Raw genomic sequence first — 22,029 nt, forward strand, 5'->3', positions numbered from 1 at the left:
GGGCATGTAGAAGCGACACGAAGTACGCAAAGCCTGGAGGTGCTTCATGTGCTCGGCAGGGTAAACCGGAAGACGGTGCCGCGCGGGCGATTGGGCTCGAACATGAGCGCGCCGCCGTGCTGCTCCACCACCGTGCGGCACAGGCTCAGCCCGAGCCCCATGCCATCGGCGCGCGTGGTGAAGAAAGGCGTGAAGAGCCGCTCGGCCACTTCCGCGCTGATGCCGCAGCCCAGGTCGGCCACCGAAAACTCCAGCCAGCGGCGAGCGTCTTCCTGCCCCGTGCCGCCTACCGCCACGGCGCGCGCCACGCGCAGCCGCAGCACCCGGCTGCCGACGTTGTCGGGCATGTCCATCGCCTGCATCGCATTGCGCGCCAGGTTGAGCAGCACCTGCTCGACCAGCGTGCGGTCGCACATGGCGGCGGGCAGGCGGTCTTCGAGCACCACTTCGATGATCACGCCAAGCTTGCGCGCCTGCAGCCGCACCAGCGGCAGCACCGCATCGATCAGCGCCTGTGGCGCCACGGCCTCGCGCGTGCGGTCGCGCCGGCGCACGAAGTCGTGCACGCTGCGGATCACCTGGCCGGCGCGATCGGCCTGCTCGGCGATGCGCTTCACGGCCATCGCGACTTCGCCCTGGTCGCCCTTCGCGTTCGGCCCGAGCAGGTTGAGCGAGCCGCTCGCGTAGCTGGCAATGGCAGCCAAGGGCTGCGTGAGTTCGTGGCTCAGCAGCGACGCCATCTCGCCGACGGTGGCCAGGCGCGCGCTGGCCTGAAGGCGCTCCTGGCTGGCACGAGAAAGCTCTTCGATGCGGCGCTGCTCGCTCACGTCGATGAACGCGCTCATCCAGCCGGTCTGCACGCGGTGCGCGTTGATGAGCGGCGCCTCGAAGATCAGCACCGGAAAGCGCGTGCCGTCCTTGCGCATGAAGACCGACTCGAAGCCTTCGCGCGGCGGCATGCCACCGGCCAGACGCCGCGCCTGGCGCTGCTGGTATTCGTGCGCCAGCTCGGTGGGCCAGTAGGGGGCCTCGGTGTTGTCGGCCATGAGTTCTTCGGGGCTGAAGCCGACCATCTCGCAGAACGCCGGGTTGACGTAGGTGATGCGCCCCTGCAGGTCGCGCGCGCGCAGGCCGGTGATGACCGAGTCTTCCATCGCCTTGCGAAAGGCCAGCGCATCGGCCAGGTCGCGCTCGGCGCGCAGCCGCCGCCGCGTGTCGCGCGCCAGCAGCACCAGCACCGACACCAGCGCGATCGAGATCGCCGTGACCAGCGCCGTGAGCATGTTCGGGAACAGGTCGGGCGCGGCGCGCCAGCCATCGACGCGCAGCATCAGCGCGGCGCCGGGCAGGTCGATGAGCTGCTGCGAGGTGAACACGCGCGTGCCGGTGCGGCGCGAGGTGCCGAGCGCCACGAGCCGCGTGCCGTCGGCCTCGGTGAAGGCCACTTCCTGGCCGCGCGTGAGCGTGGGGCCGACCAGCTCGATCAACGCATCGCGCAGCGAATAGCTGGCCACGAGGTAGCCGCCCGCGTCGATGGGCACGCACAGCTCCATCACCTCGACGCCGCCACCGCCGGTGATCGGCACGTAGTGGCTCGGCGAGTAGGCCGATGCGCCGAGCTTGCGGGCCGCCGCGCAGGCGAGCGTGACGTCGGACTGGTCGGGGCCGCGGCTGGCCTCGTCGAGGATGCGCATGCGGTAGGGCGTGTTGACCGCCTCGATGGGGCGCAGCGCGGCATCGCGCCATTCGAGCCGCAGCCATTCGCGGTGCTCGCGCAGCAGCGCGGCGGCGGTGTCGGTCCATTGCGAGCGCGCCACGCCCGGGGCCTGCGTGGCGCGCAGGCTCTGCGCGTTGCGCTGGAAGCCGCTGCGCAAATCGGAGACGGCATCGGCGGTGTCGCGGTCGAGCGAGGCCTGCACCTGCTCGACCTCGTGCCGTCCGGCAAGCCACACCACGGTGACCAGCAGCGCCGACACCAGCACGGCCAGCAGCAGCCACAGAAACCAGCGCTGCCAGAGCGACCGCAGGCGCGCGAACGACAGGGGCGCTTGCCGGCGGTGCGGGGCTTCGGGGGCGGCTTCGGGCGGCAGGGCCGGCACGTCAGAGCACGCGGTGCGAGAGAACGGGGAGCTGCATGCGCGAGCGCTCGACCTGCGCGGCGTCGATGTCGAACAGCACCACGCCTTCTCCGGTGGCCTGCTGCGCCACCACCGTGCCCCACGGATCGACAACCAGCGACTGGCCCCAGGTCTGGCGGCCGTTCTCGTGCGTGCCGCCCTGCGCGGGCGCGACCACCCAGGCGAGGTTTTCGATGGCGCGGGCACGCAGCAGCACCTCCCAGTGGGCGGCGCCGGTGGTGCGGGTGAAGGCGCTGGGCACCAGCAGCAGGTCGGCGCCCTGCTTTGCGAGCGCGCGGTACAGCTCGGGAAAGCGCAGGTCGTAGCAGACGCTCATGCCGATGCGCCAGCTGTGGCCGTCGCGCGAGGGCAGGTCGAACACGACGGGCTCGGTGCCCGGTGCGATCACGCGGCGCTCGTCGTAGCGCTCGGTGCCGTTGTCGAAGAAGAAGAGATGGATCTTGTCGTAGCGCGCCACGCACTTGCCGTCGGGCGAGAAGCACAGCGAGCTGTTGAACACGTGCTCGGCGTCGGTGCTCTCGATGGGCAGCGTGCCACCGACGATCCACAGCCCGAACTCGCGCGCCGCGTCGGCCAGAAAGCCCTGCACCATGCCGGCGCCGGCGGTCTCGCGCAGGCCCAGCTTGTCGGTGTCGCGCGCGCCCATCATGCAGAAGTACTCGGGCAGCACCGCCAGTTCGGCACCGGCTGCGGCGGCCTGTGCGAGCAGGTCGTGGGCACGCGCGAGGTTGGCTTCGCGGGCGATGGCCGACACCATCTGGATGGCTGCAACTCTCATGGGGTGTTCTCCGTTTTCTTGCCTTCTTCGGCGGTCGACGCGCCCGACGCACCGGGCAAACCTGGCAAGCCAGGCAAAGCGGGCAGGCCCGGAAGGGACGGGATGCTCTGGGGCAGCAGTTGCAGCGAGCGCGGCACCTTCGCTATTTTGGGGTCGGCCCAGGTGCCTTCGACATGGAACTCCTGCGTGGCCGCGGCCGACAGTGGCTTGCTCAGCACCCATTGCGCCAGGAAGGTGCCCAGGCCGATGGCCGGGTTGATGGCGGTGGCCACCAGCGCGGCCGTGCCGGCGTTGATCTCGGGCACCACCACCACGCGCAGGTTCTGCGTCTCGCGCACGATGTCGGCCGAGCCATCCATCAGCGCGGCGGCGTTCACGCCCTTCATCTGCAGGTTGTTGGTGCTGGCGATGCCCTTGTTGATCTTCGCGTCGCCGCGGATGAAGTCGAAGGCGAAGCCCTGGCTGAACACGTCGCGGAAGTCGAGCGTGAGCCGGCGCGGCAGCGCCTGCAGGCTCAGCACGCCGAGCAGCTTGGCCAGCCCCGGGTCGGCCTTGAGGAACTGGCCCGATTCCACGTCGACCTGCAGTTGTCCGCCCAGGCTCGGGTAGTCGAGCGAGAAGGGCGAGCCGCGCCAGTTGACGTCGCCTTCGAGCCGCCCCTTGCCGCGCCGCAGCACGCCCGGCATGCCGAAGCGCGCGAGCAGCTCGCCGGCATCGGCGATGTCGAGCTTGAAGGTCATCGCCGTGCGGCGCTGCCCGGCTGGCGCACCCGGAATGGCGGCCCAGCTGCCCTTGGCCGCGAAGTTGGCCTCAGGCGTGGTGAGGGTCAGCTTGTTGAGCGCCCATTCGCGCCCGGCGCCACCGCGGTTGACCGCGTCGATCTCGGCGCGGCCCAGCCGCTTGCCCAGCAGTTCGAAGTCGTCGACCACGATGTCCAGGGCCGGCAGGGTGCCGGGCTGTTCGTCGAGCAGGGCCTCGACCTGCGTGGCCTCGGACGGCGCGATCTTCAGTCGTGCGAGCCGCGCATACAGGCGCCCGGCCTGCGTGTGGCGGTACTCCGCATAGCCGCTCAATTCGGTGGCGTCGATGTTGGCGCGCCAGAGCGCGCCATCGCGCGTGCCGCCCAGCACCACGTTGTGCAGCGTGCGGCCCGCCACGCCCAGCTGCTGCGCGCGCACCGCGATGCGGGTGGGCAGGTAGGCCAGGGCCGGGTCGTCGGCCCGCTCGGTGCTGCCGGCGCTCTCGGAGGCGTTGCTCACGGCCGAACCCAGCAGCGCCTGCCATGCGGAGGTGTCGAGCTTGACGATGTTGACGTTGGCGAACACGCCCTTGTCGGGGAGGCTGGCGGTTTCGCCCGCCGACAGGCCGAAGCCGATGCTGCCGCGCAGCACGCGCGCCTCGGGGCCCGAGATGTCGCGCACGTACTGGATCGCCCCCACGCGGCCCAGGTCGAGCGTGAGCTGGTCTTGCGTGGCGACGCCCGCGCCCTGGCGGGTTTCGCGCGCGATCACCTTCTTCTCGATGCGCAGCGGCATCTGCTCTTCGGCGGTCTTGACCAGCGGCGGTGGCAGCTGCAGCGCCATGCCCTGCAGGCTGCTGGTGAGCGAGAACTCGGGGGCGCCGTCGCGCACCGAGAAGCTGGCCGCGAACGGCGTGCTGCCGCTGGCCTTGCTGGCCAGGCGCGAGAGCCAGTCGACCTCGCGCGCGCCGCGCAGGCCGTCGGCGGTGGCCGTGCCTTGCGCCTTCAGGGCGACCTCGCGGTTGGGGCCGTTGAAGCGGCCCTTGCCTTCGACGCGGATGTCGCCGCCCAGCAGCCGGGCCTGCACGCCGGCCAGCGAGAAGCCGGTCTCGGTGAAGTTCACCGTGCCCTTGGCCTGTGTCAGGGAAGGCGCCTCGGGCACGACCTGCAGCTCGTTGTCGGCCAGTGTCACGCTGGCCTGCACCTTGGCGTTGTCCATGGCCGCAAGCGGCAACTCGAGGTGCAGCTTGTAGTCGGCCGAACCGGTGGCGCGCGCACGCAGCATGATCTCGCCCGTTTCGCCAGCCAGCGGCGCGCCCACGCGCAGCACCTCGGCGAGCGGGCCCTTGGCCTGCGCGTCGACGCGCAGTTGCGGCGCGTGGTGCGACAGCTCGGGGATCTGCGCCTCGGCCTTGGTCACTTCGACACCGTTGGTGCCGGCCAGGCGGCCCCGTGCATTGCGCACCAGCATGCTGTCGCGCTCGAACACCAGCTCGCCCGACAGGCCGGTGAGCGGCGGCCACACCGGGGGCGGCATGCCGTTGCTGCGCGATGGCGTGGGCGGGACATGGGGTGGTGCGTAGGCGTAGTTGACGTCCGCCACCTTGGCCGCGATGCGGAAGTCGCCCAGCTTCGGATCGAGGAAGGGCATGTCGTGCAGGTCGCCGCGCACGCGGAAATCGACGCTGCTGGCCGTGCCCCTGGTGACGGCGTCGCGCACGTAGTCGCGCGTGTGCTGGGGAATGTCGAGCGGGAGGTAGCGGAACACGCGCGTGCCGTCGGCGCGGGTCAGCTTGCCCTGCAGGTCGAGCACGCCGGGGTAGTGGCCCTTGCTGCTGGACGTGGCCGGATCGCTGGTGCGCCAGCTGGCTTCGGCGTCGCCCTCGGCGTCGGCATTGGCGAAGCGCAGCTTGGAAACCTGCAACTGCGCATTGCCGTTGTCGAGCTTCCATTGCAGCTGGGTCGAGAGCCGGTCGATGGGGATGACGGGCTCTTCGAACACACCGGGAAACTCGAGCGTGCCCTGAGCGATCGCCAAGGTGGCGGTGCCACCGGTGTGGGTGGCGTCGAAGTCGACCGTGGCACCGCTCAGGCCGGGCGTGCCGGGGTGGACCTTGGGGTGGGGCGGCGCGGCGCTGTTCGCGGTGGCGACCGTGGCGGTCGTCGTTGCTGCTGTTGCTGGCGGTGTTGCAGCCGTTGTCGCGGTCGTCGATGCAGTCGTCGATGCGGGCGGGCCCGCGGCTGTGTCGGTCGTGCCGGGCTGCGAGGCCACGCGCAAGCCGCTCACGCGGCCCTTGGCCTGGTACCTGTCGGGCGCGCCCAGCGTGCCCTGCCAGGTCACGTCGATGTGCTCGACCAGCCCGCGCGGCGCATAGGCAGCCAGCGCCTTGTGCGTGGCCTCGCCCAGCGGCAGCCGGTCGGCGATGAGGGCCAGCGCCGCGAGGTCGAGCCGATCGGCGCGCAACGCGCCGTGCTCGGGCGTGCGTCCCTTGACCGGCGTGTGCTGCAGCCAGAGGTTGCCACCGGGCCAGCGCATGCCATCGCTGGTATCGAACTGCAACGCGGTGGTCGAAAACTCGAGGGTTTCCGCGGAGAACTGGCCGGCCAGCCGGCCGGTGACGGTACGCAGCACCAGTGGCTGCAGGCCCTTGTCGAGCGAGACGTCGACCCGGTCGAGCCCGAGGTCGGCGGCGGCGCCGACGATCTGGCCATCATCGACGTCGGCCCACACGCGCAACGCGCCGTTGCCCTCGCGGATGCGGGCGTCGAGTGCCACGTAGCGGCCCAGGCGCGTGACGTCGATGTAGGGCAGGTCGGCATAGAGCACGCCGTCCCACGTCTGCCAGTGGCCGCTGCGGATCGACAGCAACGGCTGGCGGAACTGGCCGCGCAGCGTGAAGCGCTCGCCCCAGCCGGCCGGCGGCGTGGCATCGAGCCGCAGGCCGTGGCGCAGGCCGGTGTTGCGCGCAACGAAGCGCACGTCGGTCAGCAGCAGCGGCTCGACCTGGCGCTGCTCGTCGGTCCAGCGCACGGTGCCGCCTTCGATGACCAGCTCGCGCTGGGCGAAAAACCAGTCGGCGGCACGGGTCTCTCCGGTCGTATCGGTCGACATGTGCAAACCAGCCACATGGAGTTTTCCCTGAGCATCGCGGCGCACTTCGAGCTGCGGGCCCTCGATGTAGAGCTGCTCGAAATTCAGCCGCCAGAGCGAACGCGGCGACACGCTGGCCACCACGCGCACGAGGCGCAGCGCCTCGCGTTTGTCAGCGTCCTGCAGCACCACGTCGCGCAATTCGAAGGCCGGGAAAAGCCCTTCGGAGCGGGCGGTGATCGATCCGATGCGGACCGGCACGCCGATGGCCTTGCTAGCCTGTGCCTCCAGAGCGCCGCGAAAATCGCCGATTCGCGGCACAATCCACGCGTGTAGGACAACGACTGACAGCGCCAGAAGAAGCCATGCAGCGATCAGCAAACCCAACAGCCAGCGCGCCGTCACAGCGGTGATTTTGAGCAGACGTGAAGGGGTAGACGCCGTGTCGTTCATTGAGGATCGCGCTGTGTCGGGAATTATGACCGCCAGCATTCAGAGGGGTTCCACGGAAACCGATAGCAGTGTGAACCAGTTGCCAGCCACTTCGACGCAGATCGCGCAGATCGCGTTTTCTTCCTACTCCCGCTTCGTGCAGCGCCTGCGTCGCAGGTATGCGGCCGAACTTGCATTGCTTCCCCCTGGCGCGCCGCGGCGCGAATCGATGACTGTGGCTTTCGAGGCATTGCGCCAACGAGGGGACAGCGTCGGCGATGCACTGCGGATTGTGCGGCAGCTCGTGATGGAGCGGCTTGTAACGCTTGATTGCGACGCGCATGCGCCGCTGGCCGTGGTGACCACCGCCGTCACCGAACTGGCCGAGCTGGCGCTCGACATCGCCTGCAGCGACGCCTGCCACGAACTCGACGCCGTGCACGGCGCGCCGCTCGGCCCCGATGGCCAGCGCGCGCAGCTCTGGATCATCGGCATGGGCAAGCTCGGTGCGCGCGAGCTCAATGTGTCGAGCGACATCGACCTCATCTATCTCTACGACCTCGATGGCGAGACCAAGGGCGACGCCGAAGGCCGTGGGCGCCTTGCCAACCAGGAGTACTTCTCGCGCGCCGTGAAGCGCATCTACGCGCTGGTGGGCGACACCACCGAGCACGGCTTCGTGTTCCGCGTCGACCTGGCGCTGCGACCCAACGGCAACTCGGGGCCGAGCGTGGTCTCGCTCGATGCGCTCGAAGAATATTTCCAGGTGCAGGGCCGCGAATGGGAGCGCTTCGCCTGGATGAAGAGCCGCGTGGTCGCGCCGCGCGAGCTGGTGCTCGCGGGGCACGCACAGGGCCTGCGCGGTGCGGTGCTGCCCTTCGTGTTCCGCCGCTATCTCGACTACAGCGTGTTTGATTCGCTGCGCACGCTGCACCGGCAGATCCGCGAGCAGTCGGCGCGCCGCAGTGCCGGGCGGCCCGAGCGCGCGAACGACGTCAAGCTCTCGCGCGGCGGCATCCGCGAAATCGAATTCACCGTGCAGCTGCTGCAGGTGGTGCGCGGCGGGCAGTTCCCCGAACTGCGCACGCGGCCCACGCTCGATGCGCTGCAGCGGCTGGCGCGAGCCAACCTGATGCCGCAGGAAACCGCCGATGCGTTGGCCGCGGCCTACGAGTTCCTGCGCCGCGTCGAGCACCGCATCCAGTACCTGGACGACCAGCAGACCCACGTGCTGCCGGTGGCCGACGACGACCTGCGCTGGATCGCCCAGACCATGGGCTATGCCGACTGCTGCCCCTTCCTTGCGCAGCTCGACACCCACCGCGAATTCGTCGCGCAGGAGTTCGACAAGCTGCTCGGCGGCGAGAAGCCCTGCAACGGCAAGTGCAACGGCAAGAAGGCCGCGGCACCCGCCGACCTCGCGGACCTGCTCGACGACCTGCCGCCCGCCTTTGCCGAACGCATCCGCGACTGGTGCGAAACACCGCGCGTGCTCGCGCTGCGCGAAGAAACGCGCGGGCGGTTGCGCCAGCTGGTGCAGCGCACCGGCCAATGGCTCAAGGAGCCCGACGGCGACGGCGCGGGGCAAACGCCGCGCCATGTCGATGCCGCCATGCGCTGGGCCGACTGGATCGAGCCGCTGATGCGCCGCGAAAGCTACCTCGCGCTGCTGGTTGAGCGGCCCGCCGTGCAAGAGCGCCTGCTGCGCCTGCTGGGCGCCGCGAAATGGCCCGCGCGCTACCTGATGCAGCACCCCGGCGTGATCGACGAGCTGGCGAGCGACGAGATGCTGTCCGGCCGCTTCGTGGCCGAGGAGTTCGAGCGCGAACTCGAGGCACGCCACACATCGCTCACCCGCACCGGCGAGGCCGACGAAGAGCGCCTTTTGAACCTGCTGCGCCATGCCCACCACGCCGAGGTGTTCCGCACGCTGGCGCGCGACGTCGACGGCCGCATCACCGTCGAGCAGGTGGCCGACGACCTGAGCGCGCTGGCCGACACCACGCTGCGCGTGACTGCCCGCTGGTGCTGGCCGCATGTGCGCAACCGCCACCGCGAAGTGGCGCAGTTCGCGATCATCGGCTACGGCAAGCTGGGCGGCAAAGAGCTGGGCTACGGCAGCGACCTGGACATCGTGTTCGTCTACGACGATGACGACGAGCGCGCCGGCGAGGTCTATGCGGCCTATGTGCGCAAGCTCATCAACTGGCTCACGGTGAAGACGCGCGAAGGCGATCTGTTCGAGATCGACACGGCCCTGCGGCCCAACGGCAACTCGGGCCTGCTCACCACCAGCTTCGCGGCCTACGAGAAGTACCAGCTCGGCCGCGGCAGCAACACCGCGTGGACCTGGGAGCACCAGGCCATGACGCGCGCGCGCTTCGTGCTCGGCAGCGCCGACCACGGCGCCGAACTGGGTGCGCGTTTCGATCAGGTGCGCGAGGCCGTGCTGGTGTCGCCGCGCGACCGCGAGGCGCTGAAGGCCGAGATCATCGCGATGCGCGACAAGCTGCGCGGCGCGCGGCCAGTCAAGGCCGACCGCTTCGACGTGAAGCACAGCCCTGGCGGCATGGTCGATGCCGAGTTTGCGGTGCAGTTCCTGGTGCTGTCGTCGTCGGGCGAGCACCCCGAGCTGATTCCCAACGTCGGCAACATCGCGCTGCTGTTGCGCGCCGAACTGGCGGGCCTGCTGCCCGAGGGCGTCGGCCGCAGCGCGGCACGGGCCTATCGCGAACTGCGGCGCGTGCAGCATCGCGCACGCCTGAACGAAGAACCCACGCAAGTCACCCCGCCCGCACTGGCCGCAGAACGCGAAGCCATGCTGGCGCTATGGAAGGCTGTGTTTGGCTGACGAAGCCCGTACCCGCACGACCACCGCGCTGGCGGCCTGCGCGGTCGCTGTCGCCGTTCTTCTGGCAGGTTGTGCGAGCGGGCCACGCAGCAGCGGCGGCGGTGTAGCCAGCGGACGCGACGGCCCGGGCACGAACATTCCGCCGGACCTCGACCGAGTGCCCGATGCCGAGCCCCGCGTCGAGCCCATCCGCAGCAGCGGCGGCACCAGCAAGCCCTACACGGTGCTGGGCCGGGGCTACGCGCCGATCACCGACGACCGGCCGTTTCGCGAGTCGGGGCTGGCCTCGTGGTACGGGCGCAAGTTCCACGCCGCATCGACTTCCAGCGGCGAGCCCTACGACATGTACGCCATGACGGCGGCGCACAAGACGCTACCGCTGCCGAGCTATGTGCGCGTGCGCAACCCGGCCAATGGCCGCGAGGTGATCGTGCGGGTGAACGACCGCGGGCCCTTCGTCGACGGCCGCATCATCGACCTGAGCTATACGGCCGCGCTGAAGCTCGACCTGCTGCGCGGCGTGGCGCCGGTGGAGATCGAACGGATCACGAACGAGGACATCCGCACCGGCGCATGGCGGCGCGACAGCGGAACGGCGTACGCATCGGCGGCGCCCGTGCCGGTGGCTGCGGCACGCACGCCCTTGCCACGCACGGCGAGTGCGCAACAGCAGCCGGTGCCCGTCCCTGTGCCTGCGCAGTGGACAACGTCGGTTGCCGCGAACAGCAACGACATGCCGCCACCTGCGTCGACGATGCCCGTTGCACCGCAAACGCCGATGGCGACCACGTTGCCGCCGGGCACCGGGGCCGAGCCGGAGTCGGCCCAGTCGCCGCCCTCCATTCCTCCGTCGCGGCCGGCCATCGTGGTGACAGACCTGGCGCCGATGCAGGCCGCGCCTTCGCCGGCAGTACCGCCATCCGCGGGCGCCACGGCGCCTTCCGCGACGTTGCAGGGTTTCTGGGTGCAGCTCGGCGCGTTCCGCGAACGCGACGGCGCCGAGAGCCTGTTGAACCAGGCCGCGCGTGGCCTGCCTTCGCTGGCACCGCAGTTGCGCGTGTTCAGCGAAGCTGGCACGCACCGCCTGCAAGCGGGGCCCTTCCCTTCACGCACCGCCGCCGGCGAGGCTGTCACGCAGTTGCGCGATAGCCTGCGGATCGCACCGATGGTGGTGGAGCGCCGCTAGGCATCACTCGCACGCGCCTTGTCAGGCCAACGGCTTGGCAGCGACGGGCACCCGCATGCCGACGTTGAGGCGGTTCCAGGTGTTGATCTGCGAGATCGCAATCGTGAGCTCGACGATTTCGAGGTCGCTGAACTGCGCCTTCAGGGCTTCGAATTCGGCATCGCGCGCGTCGTGGTTGTCCGCCAGCCGCGTGAGCGACTCGGCCCACGCGAACGCTGCGCGCTCGCGCTCGCTGTAGAAGCCGGCTTCGCGCCAGGTCGGCAGGCTGTTGATGCGCTGCCAGTCTTCGCCTTCCTTGCGCAGGTCGCGCACATGCATGTCGAGGCAATAGGCGCAGCCGTTGATCTGCGAGACGCGGGCAAAGACCAGGTCGACCAGCTTCTTGCCGAGCGTGGTCGATTCAAGGGTGCCATTGACGGCGAGGATGGCCTCGAAGGACTTCGGGGCGAGCTTGAACCAGTTGAGGCGGGCGGTGGTGTTCATGGGTTTCTCCAGTGGGTTGACGATGAAATCTGCTGTCTGCCCACTGAAGACGGGCGATGCGCTCGCCCTGTGACACCCGCGCCGGTCTATTTCGAAAAAAGCTGCGCGATGCGCGCGAGCTTGTCGGGATTGCGCTGCGCGCGGATGCGCACGATGAGGTCGTTTTCGATCTCGAAGGTCTGGGCCGATTCGAGTTCGCCGTCGAGAAAGCGCAGCATGCCGGGCTCGCCGTTGATGTCGACCAGCTCCATGCGCACCCCCGCGCCCATGCGGCGCCAGAGCGAGAAGTAGAGCTGCGCCAGCCGCTGGCTGCCGCGCAGGATCTTGTCGAAGGTCTGGACCTTGCCACCGCCATCGCCCAGAAGCTCGACGTCTTCCGCCATGAGCGCCTTCAGGTCCTGCAGGCTGCCGCGCGCGGCGGCATCGGCGAAGGCACGCAGCAGGCGCTGGTGGGTTTCGCGCGGCACGTTGAAGCGCGGGCGCGCCTCCTGCACCTGCAACTTGGCGCGGTGCACCAGTTGCCGGCAGGCGGCCTCGCTCTTGCCCAGGGTCTGGGCCACTTCGTCGTAGTCGGCATCGAACACTTCGCGCAGCAGGAAGGCGGCGCGAGCCTCGGGCGCCAGGCGCTCCAGCACGGTGAGGAACGCGACCGAAACGCTGTCCGCGCGTTCGAGCAGCTGCTCGGGGGTATCGGGTGCCTCGGTCAGCATGGGCTCGGGCATCCAGGTGCCGATGTAGTGCTCGCGCTGGACCTTGGCGGCGCGCAGCCGGTCGATCGACAGGCGCGTGACGACGGTCACGAGCCAGGCTTCGGCGCTGTCGAAGCTGTTCTTGTCGGCGTCATGCCAGCGCAGCCATGCGTCTTGCACGACTTCTTCGGCTTCGGCGACGGAGCCGAGCATGCGGTAGGCGATGCCCTGCAGGCGGCGCCGGTGACTGTCGAAGGTGAGGGTGGGGTCGTCCATGTGGGGCTAGACGGCTGGCACCTGCGGTTTGTGACACCCCGCCCAAAAAAACGCCCCGGCATGCGGGGCGAGTTTTTTGCTTATGCGCCCTGGTATTCGGGCTTGGGCCCCAGGGAGGCGGTGATTTCCTTGCGGTAGCGGTTCAGCTCCTGCACGGTCTTGAAGCTGCGGTTCATGAGCAGGCTCAGGTTGTGCAGGATGCGCTCGCCGACCTTGGTTTCCCAGACGGCGTCGAACTTGATCTGCTTGTCGAGCCAGTGCTCGAGCCAGTCCGGGTCGGGCATGCGGCTCTGGATGGTGTCGTTCGGGAACAGCGACTTGTTGACGTGCAGGTTGGTCGGGTGCAGCGCCTGGGCGGTACGGCGCGCGCTGGCCATCAGGACGCCGACCTTGGTGAACGCGGCACGGGCCTCGTCGCCGAACTTTTCCATGGCGCGCTTCATGTAGCGCAGGTAGGCGCCGCCGTGGCGGGCTTCGTCCTGGCTCAGCGTGGTGTAGATGTGCTTGATGACCGGCTCGGTGTGCCACTGGGCGGCGCGGCGGTACCAGTGGTTCAGGCGGATCTCGCCGCAGAAATGCAGCATCAGGGTTTCGAGCGGAGGGGCCGGGTCGAAGTCGAAGCGCACGTCGTGCAGCTCCTGCTCGGTGGGCGCGTGCTTGGGGCTGAAGCGCTTGAGGTACTCCATCAGCACCAGCGAGTGCTTTTGCTCCTCGAAGAACCAGATCGACATGAAAGCCGAAAAGTCGCTATCGTGGCGGTTGTCGCGCAAGAACATCTCGGTGGCCGGCAGCGCCGCCCACTCGGTGATGGCGTTCATCTTGATGGTTTGCGCCTGCTCTTCCGTCAGCAAAGAAGCGTCGAACGACTGCCAGGGAATGTCTTTGTCCATGTCCCAGCGGACGGATTCGAGTTGTCTGAAGAGTTCCGGATAGAGCATCAATGTCTTTCTATGGCCGCCGATTTTAGTCGGCCCGTTTGGCGCGACCATGACAGACGCGCGATGATGCGAATACGCGCGCCCTTGCGGCACGGATGCACACCCCCCTTTTGAACCAGGAGTCCGCCATGCGAACCCACTCCCGATTGTCGACGCTCTTGCGCTGCACCCCGGCTATTTCCCTCGTGGCGAGCCTGTTTACCGCCCTTCCCGCAAGTGCCCAAAGCGCCCCTGCCGCACCCGCCCCGGCCGAGGCGGCAGGGTGCCCGGCCATCCTGCAACACACCTTCCCGCGGCTGCAGGATGAAAAGCCCCAGACTCTGTGCCAGTACTCGGGCAAGGTGGTCCTGGTGGTCAATACGGCCAGCTTTTGCGGCTTCACCCCGCAGTACAAGGGGCTGGAGGCATTGGACATGAAATACCGCGCGCGCGGTCTCGTGGTGCTGGGCTTCCCGTCCAACGACTTTGCGCAGGAATCGGGCTCCAACAAGGAAATCGCCGACTTCTGCGAGAGCACCTTCGGCGTGAAATTCCCGATGTTCGCCAAGTCGTCGGTGCGCGGCACGGAGGCCAACCCGCTGTTCAAGCAGCTCGCACAGGCGTCCGGAACCACGCCGAAATGGAACTTCTACAAGTACCTGATCGGCCGCGACGGCAAGGTCGTGCAGGCGTGGTCGAGCATGACGGCGCCCGATGAAAACGGCTTCGTGAGCGTCATCGAGAAGCAACTCGGACCCAATTGAAAACTGAACAGTTCACAAAAATACGGATCGGTAATATTATTTACCGATGCGTGCAGACCCATGTGAACCCGGCGAAACAAACGTTTACCAATCCAACGGGAACCGTGCCGCGGAGGTCGCGCTCCTAACTTGCGTGGGCAGTGATTGCCCAGCAAGTTTCATGTTGCGAGGTCTTCCGGGCGCCTGCCGTCCGGTCGAAATCCCGAGGCGATTCTTCTCCTCCTCCCTCCCTCCCTCCTTCGCGTCGGGGCGCCTCGCAGCATTTTTATATTCCCGCCGGGCGAGGGCCGCGCAATGACGCAGCCTCCTCGCATCGCCGTCATCGGCGCCGGCATCTCGGGACTGGCCGCCGCGCATTCGCTGCGCGACATCGGCCCTCTCACTCTCTTCGAAGCCAGTGACTACTTCGGTGGCCACGCGCATACAGCAACGATCGAGCTTCCACGCTCCGCCATCGACAGCACCCGCATCGGGCATGGTGTCGACACCGGCTTCCTGGTCTACAACGACCGCACCTACCCCCATCTGATCCGCCTCTTCTCGGAATTGGGCATCGACACCGCGCTGTCGGAAATGTCGTTCTCGGTCCAGGCCACGCGCGACGACGGCGCGCCCCTCGAGTGGAGCGGCAACAACCTGGGCACCGTGTTCGCCCAGCGGCGCAACCTGCTCGACGGCCGGTTCCTCGGCATGCTGCGCGACCTGTTGCGCTTCAACCGCCTGACCACGCGCATCGCGCAGGCCGGAACAGAAGGTGAACTGGCCCAGCCGCTCGGCGAGTTCCTCGACGCCCATCGCTTCGGCACGGCATTCCGCGACTGGTACTTCCTGCCGATGATGGGCTGCATCTGGAGCTGCTCGACCACGCAGATGCTGGCGTTCCCGGTCGCGACCATGATCCGCTTCTGCCACAACCACGGCCTGATCCAGATCGCCAACCGGCCGCAGTGGCGCACGGTGCGCGGCGGCTCACGCCACTATGTCGAGAAGCTCGTCGCCACCCTGGCCGACAAGCGCCTGAACACACCCGTGCGCCGCATCACGCGCAGCGACAACGGCGTGCAGCTAGCCACCGATGCCGGCACCGAGCATTTCGACCACGTGGTGCTCGCCACCCATTCCGACCAGTCGCTCGCCATGCTCGGCGACGCCAGCCCGACCGAGGCCGCGGTGCTGGGTGCGATCCGCTACCAGGCGAACCACGCCGTGCTCCACACCGACGCTGGTGTGCTGCCGCAGCGCCGTTCGGCCTGGGCCGCCTGGAACTACGAGCGCGCGGCCGCCGGCGACCGCGAATCGGGCCGCGTGTGCCTACACTACCTGCTGAACAAGCTGCAGCCGCTGCCCTGGGAACAACCGGTCGTCGTTTCGTTGAATCCGGTCCGCGAGATCCAGCGTAGTCAGGTCATGGCCGAATACGACTACGACCACCCGGTGCTCGACCTTGCCGCGATCCGCGCGCAGGCCGAGGTGCCCGCCTTGCAAGGCCAGCGCAACACCTGGTTCGCGGGCGCGTGGATGGGCTACGGCTTTCACGAAGACGGCCTGAAGGCCGGGCTGGCCGCGGCCCAGGGCCTGCGGGCCCGCCTGTCGACCACGCCCGGCGACGGCGCCACGAGGCACGCGCCATGACACCCGCGCAGGCCGTGCCGCTGATGGGCTTCGGGGAAGTCCGCCACACACGCCTGCGCCCGGCACGCAACGCCTTCGTCTACCCGACCTACTTCCTGATGCTGCCGATGCGCACCCTGCGCGCGCGCGGCAGCGGCACGCTCGCCCTCAACCGCCGCGCCGCGCTCTCGTTCTTCGACATCGACCACGGCGACGGCCGCACGCCCGCACAGGGCGGCGCGCTGGCCTGGCTCGACGAGCTGCTGGCCGCCCACCAGATCCACGACGCCGGCGGCGAAGCCTGGCTGCACTGCTACCCGCGCGTGTTCGGCTACACCTTCAAGCCGGTGAGCTTCTGGTACTGCCACACGCCCGAAGGCGCACTGCGGGCGATCGTGGTCGAGGTCAACAACACCTTCGGCGAACGCCACTGCTACCTGCTCGACCGGCCCGTGTACGGCGTGGAACTCAAGGCAACCAAGGCCTTTCATGTCTCGCCGTTCTGTCAGGTCAGCGGCGACTACCGCTTCCGCTTCTTCGTCGATGCCGACTTCACGCGCACCATGGTGCGCATCGACCACGACGACACCGACGGCCCGCTGCTGCAGACCAGCGTGAACGGCGATCTCGTGCCCATGACCGCGGCCAGCGTGCGGTGCGCGCTGTGGCGCTACCCCGCGATGACCTTCGGGCTGATCGCCCGCATCCACTGGCAGGCCGCGAAGCTGTGGCTCAAGCGCGTGCCCTTCGTTGCCAAGCCCGCGCCGCCCACGCACTTCGTTTCACGCGGCAACCCGCAGCAAGTTCACGCCGCCGTACGCAGCACGAAGGTACTTCCATGACGTCCACCACCACCGCGTCCCGCTTCTCGCTGCCGCAAGACGCGCCGGCCGCCGCGCGCACCGTGCTCGGCCTGCTGCAGCGGCTGGCGTATGGCTCGCTCACCGTGCGCCTGCCCGACGACTCGGTGCGGCACTTCGGCGCCACGCCGGGCAGCGGCCCGACGGCCTCGCTCACGCTGCGCAACTGGAACGCCTGCAAGGCCGCGCTCAAGTCGGGCGACATCGGCTTTGCCGAAAGCTACATCGCAGGCGACTGGACCACGCCCAACCTCACCGAGCTGATCAAGGTGTTCATCGCCAACCGCCGCGCCATCGAGGACGTGGTCTACGGCAACTGGTTCGGCCGCGTGCTCTACCGCGTGCGGCACCTCATGAACCGCAACAGCAAGGCCGGCAGCTCGCGCAACATCCACGCGCACTACGACCTGGGCAATGCGTTCTACGCGCTCTGGCTCGACGAGACGATGAACTATTCATCGGCCTGGTTCGAAGGCCAGCTCGACAAGCCAATGCCCGAGGCGCAGCGCGCCAAGGTGCGCCGCGCGCTCGAACTGGCGGCCGTGAAGCCCGGCGACCGCGTGCTCGAAATCGGCTGCGGCTGGGGCGCGCTGGCCGAGATGGCGGCCACCGACTTCGGCGCCTCGGTGACCGGCGTGACGCTCTCGACCGAACAGCTGGCGTTTGCCCGCCAACGCACGGCGGGCCTGAAGACCGACCTGCGCCTGCAGGACTACCGCGACATAGACGACGCCCCGTTCGATGCCGTCTGCTCCATCGAGATGGTGGAAGCCGTGGGCCGCGAATACTGGCCGACCTACTTCGCCAGCGTGAGCCGGCTGCTCAAGCCGGGCGGCCGCGCCTGCGTGCAGAGCATCGTGATCGACGACGAGCTGTTCGACCGCTACATCGATTCGACCGATTTCATCCAGCAGTACATCTTTCCGGGCGGTTGCCTGCCGTGCCCGCGCGAATTCCGCCGCGAGGCCGAGGCCGCGGGGCTGGAGATGGTGGACGAATTCGCCTTCGGTGCCGACTACGCCGAGACGCTGCGCCGCTGGCGCGAGAGCTTTCTTTCGCAGCGCGGCCAGATCCTGCAGCTCGGCTTCGACGAGCGCTTCATGCGCATCTGGGAGTTCTACCTAGCCTACTGCGAGGCCGCGTTCTCGCAGGCCAACATCGACGTGGTGCAGTACACGCTGCGCAAGCGCTGAAAAAAGAAAAAGCGCCTTGCGGCGCCTTTTCATCAGGGCTTGGTGTCGATGAAGCTGGGCCGCAGCATCAGCTTGTCGTAGAGCTTCGCGAGGTTCGCATGCTCGCCGCGCCAGTCGATGTCGGGAAAGCGAAGGTCGAGCCAACCCAGCGTGCAGCCCACGGCGATGTCCGACAGGCTCAGGTGGATGCCGCTGCAAAAGGGCTTGTCGCCCAGGCCCTTGGACATGGCGGCCACGCCGTCCTCGACCTTGGTGCGCTGGCGTTCGATCCAGGCGGCGCTGCGCTCGCCGTCGCCACGGCCGGGCCAGGTGGCTTCGAGGCGCCAGAGCACGCCGGCGTCCATCACGCCATCGGCCAGCGCTTCCCAGGTCTTGACCTCGGCGCGCTCGCGGCTTTGCTGCGGAATGAGCTTGCCCACGGGCGACAGGGTGTCCAGGTATTCGACGATCACGCGGGAGTCGAACATCGCCTCGCCGCCTTCCATGATCAGGCAGGGCACCTTCCCCAGCGGGTTGGAACTGGCGATGGTGGTGTCGGCAGACCAGACGTCTTCGATCACGAACTGGTAATCGAGCCGCTTTTCGGCCAGCACCACGCGCACCTTGCGCACATAAGGGCTGGCGGCCGATCCGATCAGTTTCATGAAGGCTCTCTCCCTTTGCTTTGACAACATTTGTTCATAATCATTTTAGGTGAACGGGAAAACCAGAGGCCCGGATCGACCCCAATGTGTCGGGGCCGCCCCACGGACCGGCGGCCGCCTAAAATTCGGGCATGAGCTTTTCCACCGTTTCCGCCCTCTCCCCCCTCGACGGTCGCTACGCGACCAAACTCGCGGCCCTGCGACCGCTGATGAGCGAACAGGGCTATATGCACCGGCGCGTGCAGGTCGAAGTGGCGTGGTTCATTGCGCTGTCGGACTGCGGCTTCGCCGAATTCAAGCCCCTCACCGGCGGTGCCCGCAAGTACCTGCTGGGCCTGGTGTCCCACTTCTCCGAGGCCGACGCACTGGCCATCAAGGAGATCGAGAAGACCACCAACCACGACGTGAAGGCCGTCGAATACTGGATCAAGTCCAAGTTCGAAGCCCGGCCCGAGCTGTTGGCCGCCGCCGAGTTCGTGCACTTTGCCTGCACCAGCGAAGACATCAACAACACCAGCCACGCCCTGCAGATCCAGGCCGCCCGCGAAAAGGTGCTGCTGCCGGCCATCGACGGCCTGATCGCCAAGCTGCGCGAAATGGCGCACCAGTTCGCCAATGTGTCGATGCTGTCGCGCACCCACGGCCAGACGGCCAGCCCGACCACCGTCGGCAAGGAAATCGCCAACGTGGCGGTGCGCCTGTCGAAGGCCCGCGCGCAGATTGCCTCGGTGCAGCTGCTGGGCAAGATGAACGGCGCGGTCGGCAACTACAACGCCCACCTGGCGGCCTGGCCCGAGTTCGACTGGGAAGCCTTCAGCCGCAAGGTCATCGAGACGCCCGCGCCGCTGGGCCTGGGCCTGAGCTTCCAGCCGTACAGCATCCAGATCGAGCCGCACGACTACATGGCCGAGCTGTTCGACGCCGTGGCGCGCGCCGACACCATCCTGATCGACTTCTCGCGCGACATCTGGGGCTACGTGAGCCTGGGTTACTTCAAGCAGCGGCTGAAGAAGGGCGAGATCGGCTCCTCGACGATGCCGCACAAGGTCAACCCGATCGACTTCGAGAACGCCGAAGGCAACCTGGGCCTGGCCAACGCACTGCTGCGTCACCTGAGCGAGAAGCTCCCCATCAGCCGCTGGCAGCGCGACCTGACCGACAGCACGGTGCTGCGCAACATCGGCGTGGCCTTCGGCTACGCCACGCTGGCCTACGCGAGCCTGGCCACCGGCCTGGGCAAGCTCGAACTCAACGAAGAAGCGCTGGCCGAAGACCTCGATGCCTCGTGGGAAGTGCTGGCCGAGCCGATCCAGACCGTCATGCGCCGCTTCGGCGTGCAGGGCGCCTACGAGCAGCTCAAGGAAGTGACGCGCGGCAAGACCGTCACGGCCGAGGCGCTGCATGGACTGATCCGCTCGCTCGACATTCCGGAAGAGGAAAAAACCCGCCTCCTGGCGATGACGCCAGCCAGCTACGTCGGCAAGGCTGCCGAGCTGGCCACGCGCGTCTGATGGCTCTCAAATCCACCATCTTCAAGGCCACCCTCGCGGTGGCCGACATCGACCACGGCTACTACGCCGACCATGCGCTGACCCTGGCGCGCCACCCGAGCGAAACCGACGAGCGGATGATGATCCGGCTGGTGGCGCTCGCGCTGAACGCGCACCAGCTGCAGGACCTGTGCAACGGCGACGGCACGTTGGCCTTTGGCGCGGGCCTGTCGAACGTCGACGAGCCCGACGTGTGGCTGCGCGACTTCACGGGCGAGGTCAAGATCTGGATCGAGGTCGGCCAGCCCGAAGACAAGCCGATCATCAAGGCCTGCGGCAAGGCCGACGAAGTGATCGTCTATTGCTTCAACCACGCCGCCGAAATCTGGTGGCGCGGCATCGAGAACAAGCTCACGCGGCCGCAGAACCTGAAGGTCTACCGCGTGCCGACCGACGCCTCGCAGGCCCTGGCCGCGCTCGCGCAGCGCAGCATGCAGCTGCAGGCGACGATCCAGGAAAACACGCTGACCCTGGGCGACGGCACGAACAGCATCGACATCGAGCTGCTGCGCTGGAAGTAGGGCTCGCCCCCAGGCTGCGCGCACTTCGTGTCGCTTCTCCTTCCCCCTGCCGGGGGCAACACCTGAGGCCCGGCGAAGCCGGTTCCTCGGTGTTTCACGAAGGGAAGGCTTTCTCTTTCTAGATCGCCGGCATCATCTCGCCGCACTGCCAGCACTGCTCGAAGCCGCCTTCGACCTGCTCGCCGCACACGCATTGCCAGCTGCGCTGCGGCCGGTGCTGCGCGGCATGCAGCACGCGCTGGGCCAGCTCGAACTGGGTGTCGTCGTCGATCCAGATTTCAGGCAGGCACTGGTCGGGCGGCAGCTGGCCCATGACCGCGCCGAGGAACTCGCGCTGCACGGTGGCTTCGATGCCCTCTTCGCGCAGGGCGTGGGCCCACAGCGTTGCGATCGCGAGGTTGGGGGCTTGGGCCAGGCGGCGCATGCGGTCGTGCCTGCCGTTCAGGGCGTGTCGTCGGGGCCGAGCGGCTCGGCGGGATCGTCGGGCCACTGCGGTGGCGCCTCGGCTTCGCGGGCGCGCTCCGCGTAGCGGTTGAAGCGCCAGGCCGAGTCTTCCATGGTGATGCGGCGCCAGGTGGCGCGCTTTTCGACCGGCGTCATGGCCGGCCAGAACTGCACTTCGTCGAAGCTGCGGCCGCAGCCCTTGCATTCGTCGTCGCCCTGGCTGGTGGAGCAGATCGCGATGCACGGCGTGTCGGGCGTGCTCTCGTACCAGGCCATCCAGGCAGCCCAGGCCTTGGGAGGGAAGCCGACCTCGTCGACCTCGTCCTCGTGGTGAAAAATCATGAGCGCGTAGACCTCGGCCAGCGCGCGCAATTCGGGTCCCAGCGTGACCCCGTCGGGCGAGGGAGTCTTCTCGCGCCAGTGGTTGATGGCGGCCTCGATGTCGGTGATGTGTATGGCGGCCATGAAGAGTGGAAAAAGCAGCGAGCGGCGATCATAGTCCGCCAATGTCCCGTGATCTCAAAGGGCCTTGATCGCTATAAATAACAGAGCGCCATGCGCCCTATTCATGCGGGCTTCAAGGCATTTCCCTTTGAATTCATGAAAACTTTCGGTTGCCACGCGAAGGCCTTCGATGCTCTAATTCCGCCCACGAAGGGGAGTAGCTCCCGAGCGCTGTCCATGGCAGCGTGAATCGCCAGGTCGTCAATACGAAGCAAAACACTTCCGGCCTGTCGGACAACGTGCGTGCACTGGTGCGCGCGCTGTCGAGCAAGACCTTCGATTTGAACCTGTGCAGGTTTGGTCGAAGCGTTCTCGAGTCCCCGGTTTCCCCCGGTTTCTTCATTTCCACGCTTTCGAC

The 22,029-nt window shown here is 67.9% G+C and carries 17 protein-coding genes; 8 read left to right on the forward strand and 9 right to left on the reverse strand.

What is annotated here, in order from left to right; all coding sequences use genetic code 11:
• Nucleotides 1–44: 44 nt before the first annotated feature.
• The 3 genes from ACGLHS_RS20920 to ACGLHS_RS20930 are packed head-to-tail and all read right to left on the reverse strand — an operon-like array spanning nt 45 to nt 7,199.
• Complete coding sequence (locus ACGLHS_RS20920; RefSeq protein WP_394483530.1) at nt 45–2,090, reverse strand: nitrogen regulation protein NR(II); 2,046 nt, start codon at nt 2,088–2,090, stop codon at nt 45–47.
• Between the two features lie 10 nt (nt 2,091–2,100).
• A complete protein-coding gene (locus tag ACGLHS_RS20925; RefSeq protein ID WP_394482856.1) occupies nt 2,101–2,916 on the reverse strand; it encodes a carbon-nitrogen hydrolase family protein in 816 nt (271 codons plus the stop codon).
• Complete coding sequence (locus ACGLHS_RS20930; protein WP_394482858.1) at nt 2,913–7,199, reverse strand: YhdP family protein; 4,287 nt, start codon at nt 7,197–7,199, stop codon at nt 2,913–2,915. The genes ACGLHS_RS20925 and ACGLHS_RS20930 overlap by 4 nt, the downstream gene beginning before the upstream one ends.
• Before the next feature lie 25 nt (nt 7,200–7,224).
• Here ACGLHS_RS20930 and glnE point away from each other — a divergent pair, with 25 nt between their 5' ends.
• Both glnE and ACGLHS_RS20940 read left to right on the forward strand, forming a co-directional pair.
• Complete coding sequence (gene glnE / locus ACGLHS_RS20935; protein ID WP_394482860.1) at nt 7,225–10,029, forward strand: bifunctional [glutamate--ammonia ligase]-adenylyl-L-tyrosine phosphorylase/[glutamate--ammonia-ligase] adenylyltransferase; 2,805 nt, start codon at nt 7,225–7,227, stop codon at nt 10,027–10,029.
• Complete coding sequence (locus tag ACGLHS_RS20940) at nt 10,022–11,215, forward strand: septal ring lytic transglycosylase RlpA family protein (protein ID WP_394482862.1); 1,194 nt, start codon at nt 10,022–10,024, stop codon at nt 11,213–11,215. The genes glnE and ACGLHS_RS20940 overlap by 8 nt, the downstream gene beginning before the upstream one ends.
• Nucleotides 11,216–11,236: 21 nt before the next feature.
• Here ACGLHS_RS20940 and ACGLHS_RS20945 read toward each other — a convergent pair whose 3' ends face one another.
• The 3 genes from ACGLHS_RS20945 to ACGLHS_RS20955 all read right to left on the reverse strand — a co-directional run bounded on the left by ACGLHS_RS20945 (nt 11,237) and on the right by ACGLHS_RS20955 (nt 13,601).
• Nucleotides 11,237–11,698 carry a carboxymuconolactone decarboxylase family protein gene (locus tag ACGLHS_RS20945; protein ID WP_394482864.1) on the reverse strand — a complete coding sequence of 154 codons (462 nt, stop codon included), beginning with the start codon at nt 11,696–11,698 and terminating at the stop codon, nt 11,237–11,239.
• 86 nt (nt 11,699–11,784) lie between these two features.
• Nucleotides 11,785–12,663 carry an RNA polymerase sigma-70 factor gene (locus ACGLHS_RS20950; RefSeq protein ID WP_394482866.1) on the reverse strand — a complete coding sequence of 293 codons (879 nt, stop codon included), beginning with the start codon at nt 12,661–12,663 and terminating at the stop codon, nt 11,785–11,787.
• Nucleotides 12,664–12,743: 80 nt separating this feature from the next.
• Nucleotides 12,744–13,601 (reverse strand): ferritin, encoded by an 858-nt coding sequence (locus ACGLHS_RS20955; RefSeq protein ID WP_093242639.1) that lies wholly within the window; start codon nt 13,599–13,601, stop codon nt 12,744–12,746.
• A 128-nt stretch (nt 13,602–13,729) separates the two neighbouring features.
• Here ACGLHS_RS20955 and ACGLHS_RS20960 point away from each other — a divergent pair, with 128 nt between their 5' ends.
• The 4 genes from ACGLHS_RS20960 (at nt 13,730) to ACGLHS_RS20975 (ending at nt 18,008) form a co-directional block, all read left to right on the forward strand.
• Nucleotides 13,730–14,344 (forward strand): glutathione peroxidase, encoded by a 615-nt coding sequence (locus ACGLHS_RS20960; protein ID WP_394483532.1) that lies wholly within the window; start codon nt 13,730–13,732, stop codon nt 14,342–14,344.
• 294 nt (nt 14,345–14,638) lie between these two features.
• On the forward strand, nt 14,639–15,976 hold the full coding sequence (locus ACGLHS_RS20965) for an NAD(P)/FAD-dependent oxidoreductase (protein WP_394482869.1): 1,338 nt from the start codon (nt 14,639–14,641) through the stop codon (nt 15,974–15,976).
• Nucleotides 15,973–16,797: a DUF1365 domain-containing protein gene (locus ACGLHS_RS20970; RefSeq protein WP_394482871.1), complete on the forward strand. Its 825-nt coding sequence runs from the start codon at nt 15,973–15,975 to the stop codon at nt 16,795–16,797. Before ACGLHS_RS20965 ends, ACGLHS_RS20970 begins: the two co-directional genes overlap by 4 nt.
• Nucleotides 16,794–18,008 carry a class I SAM-dependent methyltransferase gene (locus tag ACGLHS_RS20975; protein ID WP_394482873.1) on the forward strand — a complete coding sequence of 405 codons (1,215 nt, stop codon included), beginning with the start codon at nt 16,794–16,796 and terminating at the stop codon, nt 18,006–18,008. The genes ACGLHS_RS20970 and ACGLHS_RS20975 overlap by 4 nt, the downstream gene beginning before the upstream one ends.
• A 32-nt stretch (nt 18,009–18,040) precedes the next feature.
• On the opposite strand, the gene ACGLHS_RS20980 is transcribed toward ACGLHS_RS20975, so the two are convergent.
• A complete protein-coding gene (locus ACGLHS_RS20980) occupies nt 18,041–18,652 on the reverse strand; it encodes a glutathione S-transferase N-terminal domain-containing protein (protein ID WP_394482875.1) in 612 nt (203 codons plus the stop codon).
• A 131-nt stretch (nt 18,653–18,783) separates the two neighbouring features.
• Here ACGLHS_RS20980 and purB point away from each other — a divergent pair, with 131 nt between their 5' ends.
• Nucleotides 18,784–20,163 (forward strand): adenylosuccinate lyase, encoded by a 1,380-nt coding sequence (purB, locus tag ACGLHS_RS20985; protein ID WP_093242628.1) that lies wholly within the window; start codon nt 18,784–18,786, stop codon nt 20,161–20,163.
• A complete protein-coding gene (locus ACGLHS_RS20990) occupies nt 20,163–20,723 on the forward strand; it encodes a YaeQ family protein (RefSeq protein ID WP_093242626.1) in 561 nt (186 codons plus the stop codon). Before purB ends, ACGLHS_RS20990 begins: the two co-directional genes overlap by 1 nt.
• A gap of 118 nt (nt 20,724–20,841) precedes the next feature.
• On the opposite strand, the gene ACGLHS_RS20995 is transcribed toward ACGLHS_RS20990, so the two are convergent.
• Both ACGLHS_RS20995 and ACGLHS_RS21000 read right to left on the reverse strand, forming a co-directional pair.
• Nucleotides 20,842–21,147 carry a putative signal transducing protein gene (locus ACGLHS_RS20995; protein WP_394482878.1) on the reverse strand — a complete coding sequence of 102 codons (306 nt, stop codon included), beginning with the start codon at nt 21,145–21,147 and terminating at the stop codon, nt 20,842–20,844.
• A gap of 17 nt (nt 21,148–21,164) precedes the next feature.
• A complete protein-coding gene (locus ACGLHS_RS21000) occupies nt 21,165–21,632 on the reverse strand; it encodes a DUF3717 domain-containing protein (RefSeq protein WP_093243432.1) in 468 nt (155 codons plus the stop codon).
• Nucleotides 21,633–22,029: the final 397 nt, after the last annotated feature.

Source organism: Variovorax sp. VaC1, assembly GCF_043658315.1.
Lineage (GTDB): Bacteria > Pseudomonadota > Gammaproteobacteria > Burkholderiales > Burkholderiaceae_C > Variovorax.

What these genes read in the sequence shown, in the direction of transcription:
- ACGLHS_RS20925 (WP_394482856.1), bottom strand. Translation starts at nt 2,916, where the DNA reads ATGAGAGTTGCAGCCATCCAGATGGTGTCGGCCATCGCCCGCGAAGCC.
- ACGLHS_RS20930 (WP_394482858.1), bottom strand. Translation starts at nt 7,199, where the DNA reads ATGAACGACACGGCGTCTACCCCTTCACGTCTGCTCAAAATCACCGCT.
- glnE (WP_394482860.1), top strand. Translation starts at nt 7,225, where the DNA reads ATGACCGCCAGCATTCAGAGGGGTTCCACGGAAACCGATAGCAGTGTG.
- ACGLHS_RS20945 (WP_394482864.1), bottom strand. Translation starts at nt 11,698, where the DNA reads ATGAACACCACCGCCCGCCTCAACTGGTTCAAGCTCGCCCCGAAGTCC.
- ACGLHS_RS20950 (WP_394482866.1), bottom strand. Translation starts at nt 12,663, where the DNA reads ATGGACGACCCCACCCTCACCTTCGACAGTCACCGGCGCCGCCTGCAG.
- ACGLHS_RS20955 (WP_093242639.1), bottom strand. Translation starts at nt 13,601, where the DNA reads ATGCTCTATCCGGAACTCTTCAGACAACTCGAATCCGTCCGCTGGGAC.
- ACGLHS_RS20960 (WP_394483532.1), top strand. Translation starts at nt 13,730, where the DNA reads ATGCGAACCCACTCCCGATTGTCGACGCTCTTGCGCTGCACCCCGGCT.
- ACGLHS_RS20965 (WP_394482869.1), top strand. Translation starts at nt 14,639, where the DNA reads ATGACGCAGCCTCCTCGCATCGCCGTCATCGGCGCCGGCATCTCGGGA.
- ACGLHS_RS20970 (WP_394482871.1), top strand. Translation starts at nt 15,973, where the DNA reads ATGACACCCGCGCAGGCCGTGCCGCTGATGGGCTTCGGGGAAGTCCGC.
- ACGLHS_RS20975 (WP_394482873.1), top strand. Translation starts at nt 16,794, where the DNA reads ATGACGTCCACCACCACCGCGTCCCGCTTCTCGCTGCCGCAAGACGCG.
- ACGLHS_RS20980 (WP_394482875.1), bottom strand. Translation starts at nt 18,652, where the DNA reads ATGAAACTGATCGGATCGGCCGCCAGCCCTTATGTGCGCAAGGTGCGC.
- purB (WP_093242628.1), top strand. Translation starts at nt 18,784, where the DNA reads ATGAGCTTTTCCACCGTTTCCGCCCTCTCCCCCCTCGACGGTCGCTAC.
- ACGLHS_RS20990 (WP_093242626.1), top strand. Translation starts at nt 20,163, where the DNA reads ATGGCTCTCAAATCCACCATCTTCAAGGCCACCCTCGCGGTGGCCGAC.
- ACGLHS_RS20995 (WP_394482878.1), bottom strand. Translation starts at nt 21,147, where the DNA reads ATGCGCCGCCTGGCCCAAGCCCCCAACCTCGCGATCGCAACGCTGTGG.
- ACGLHS_RS21000 (WP_093243432.1), bottom strand. Translation starts at nt 21,632, where the DNA reads ATGGCCGCCATACACATCACCGACATCGAGGCCGCCATCAACCACTGG.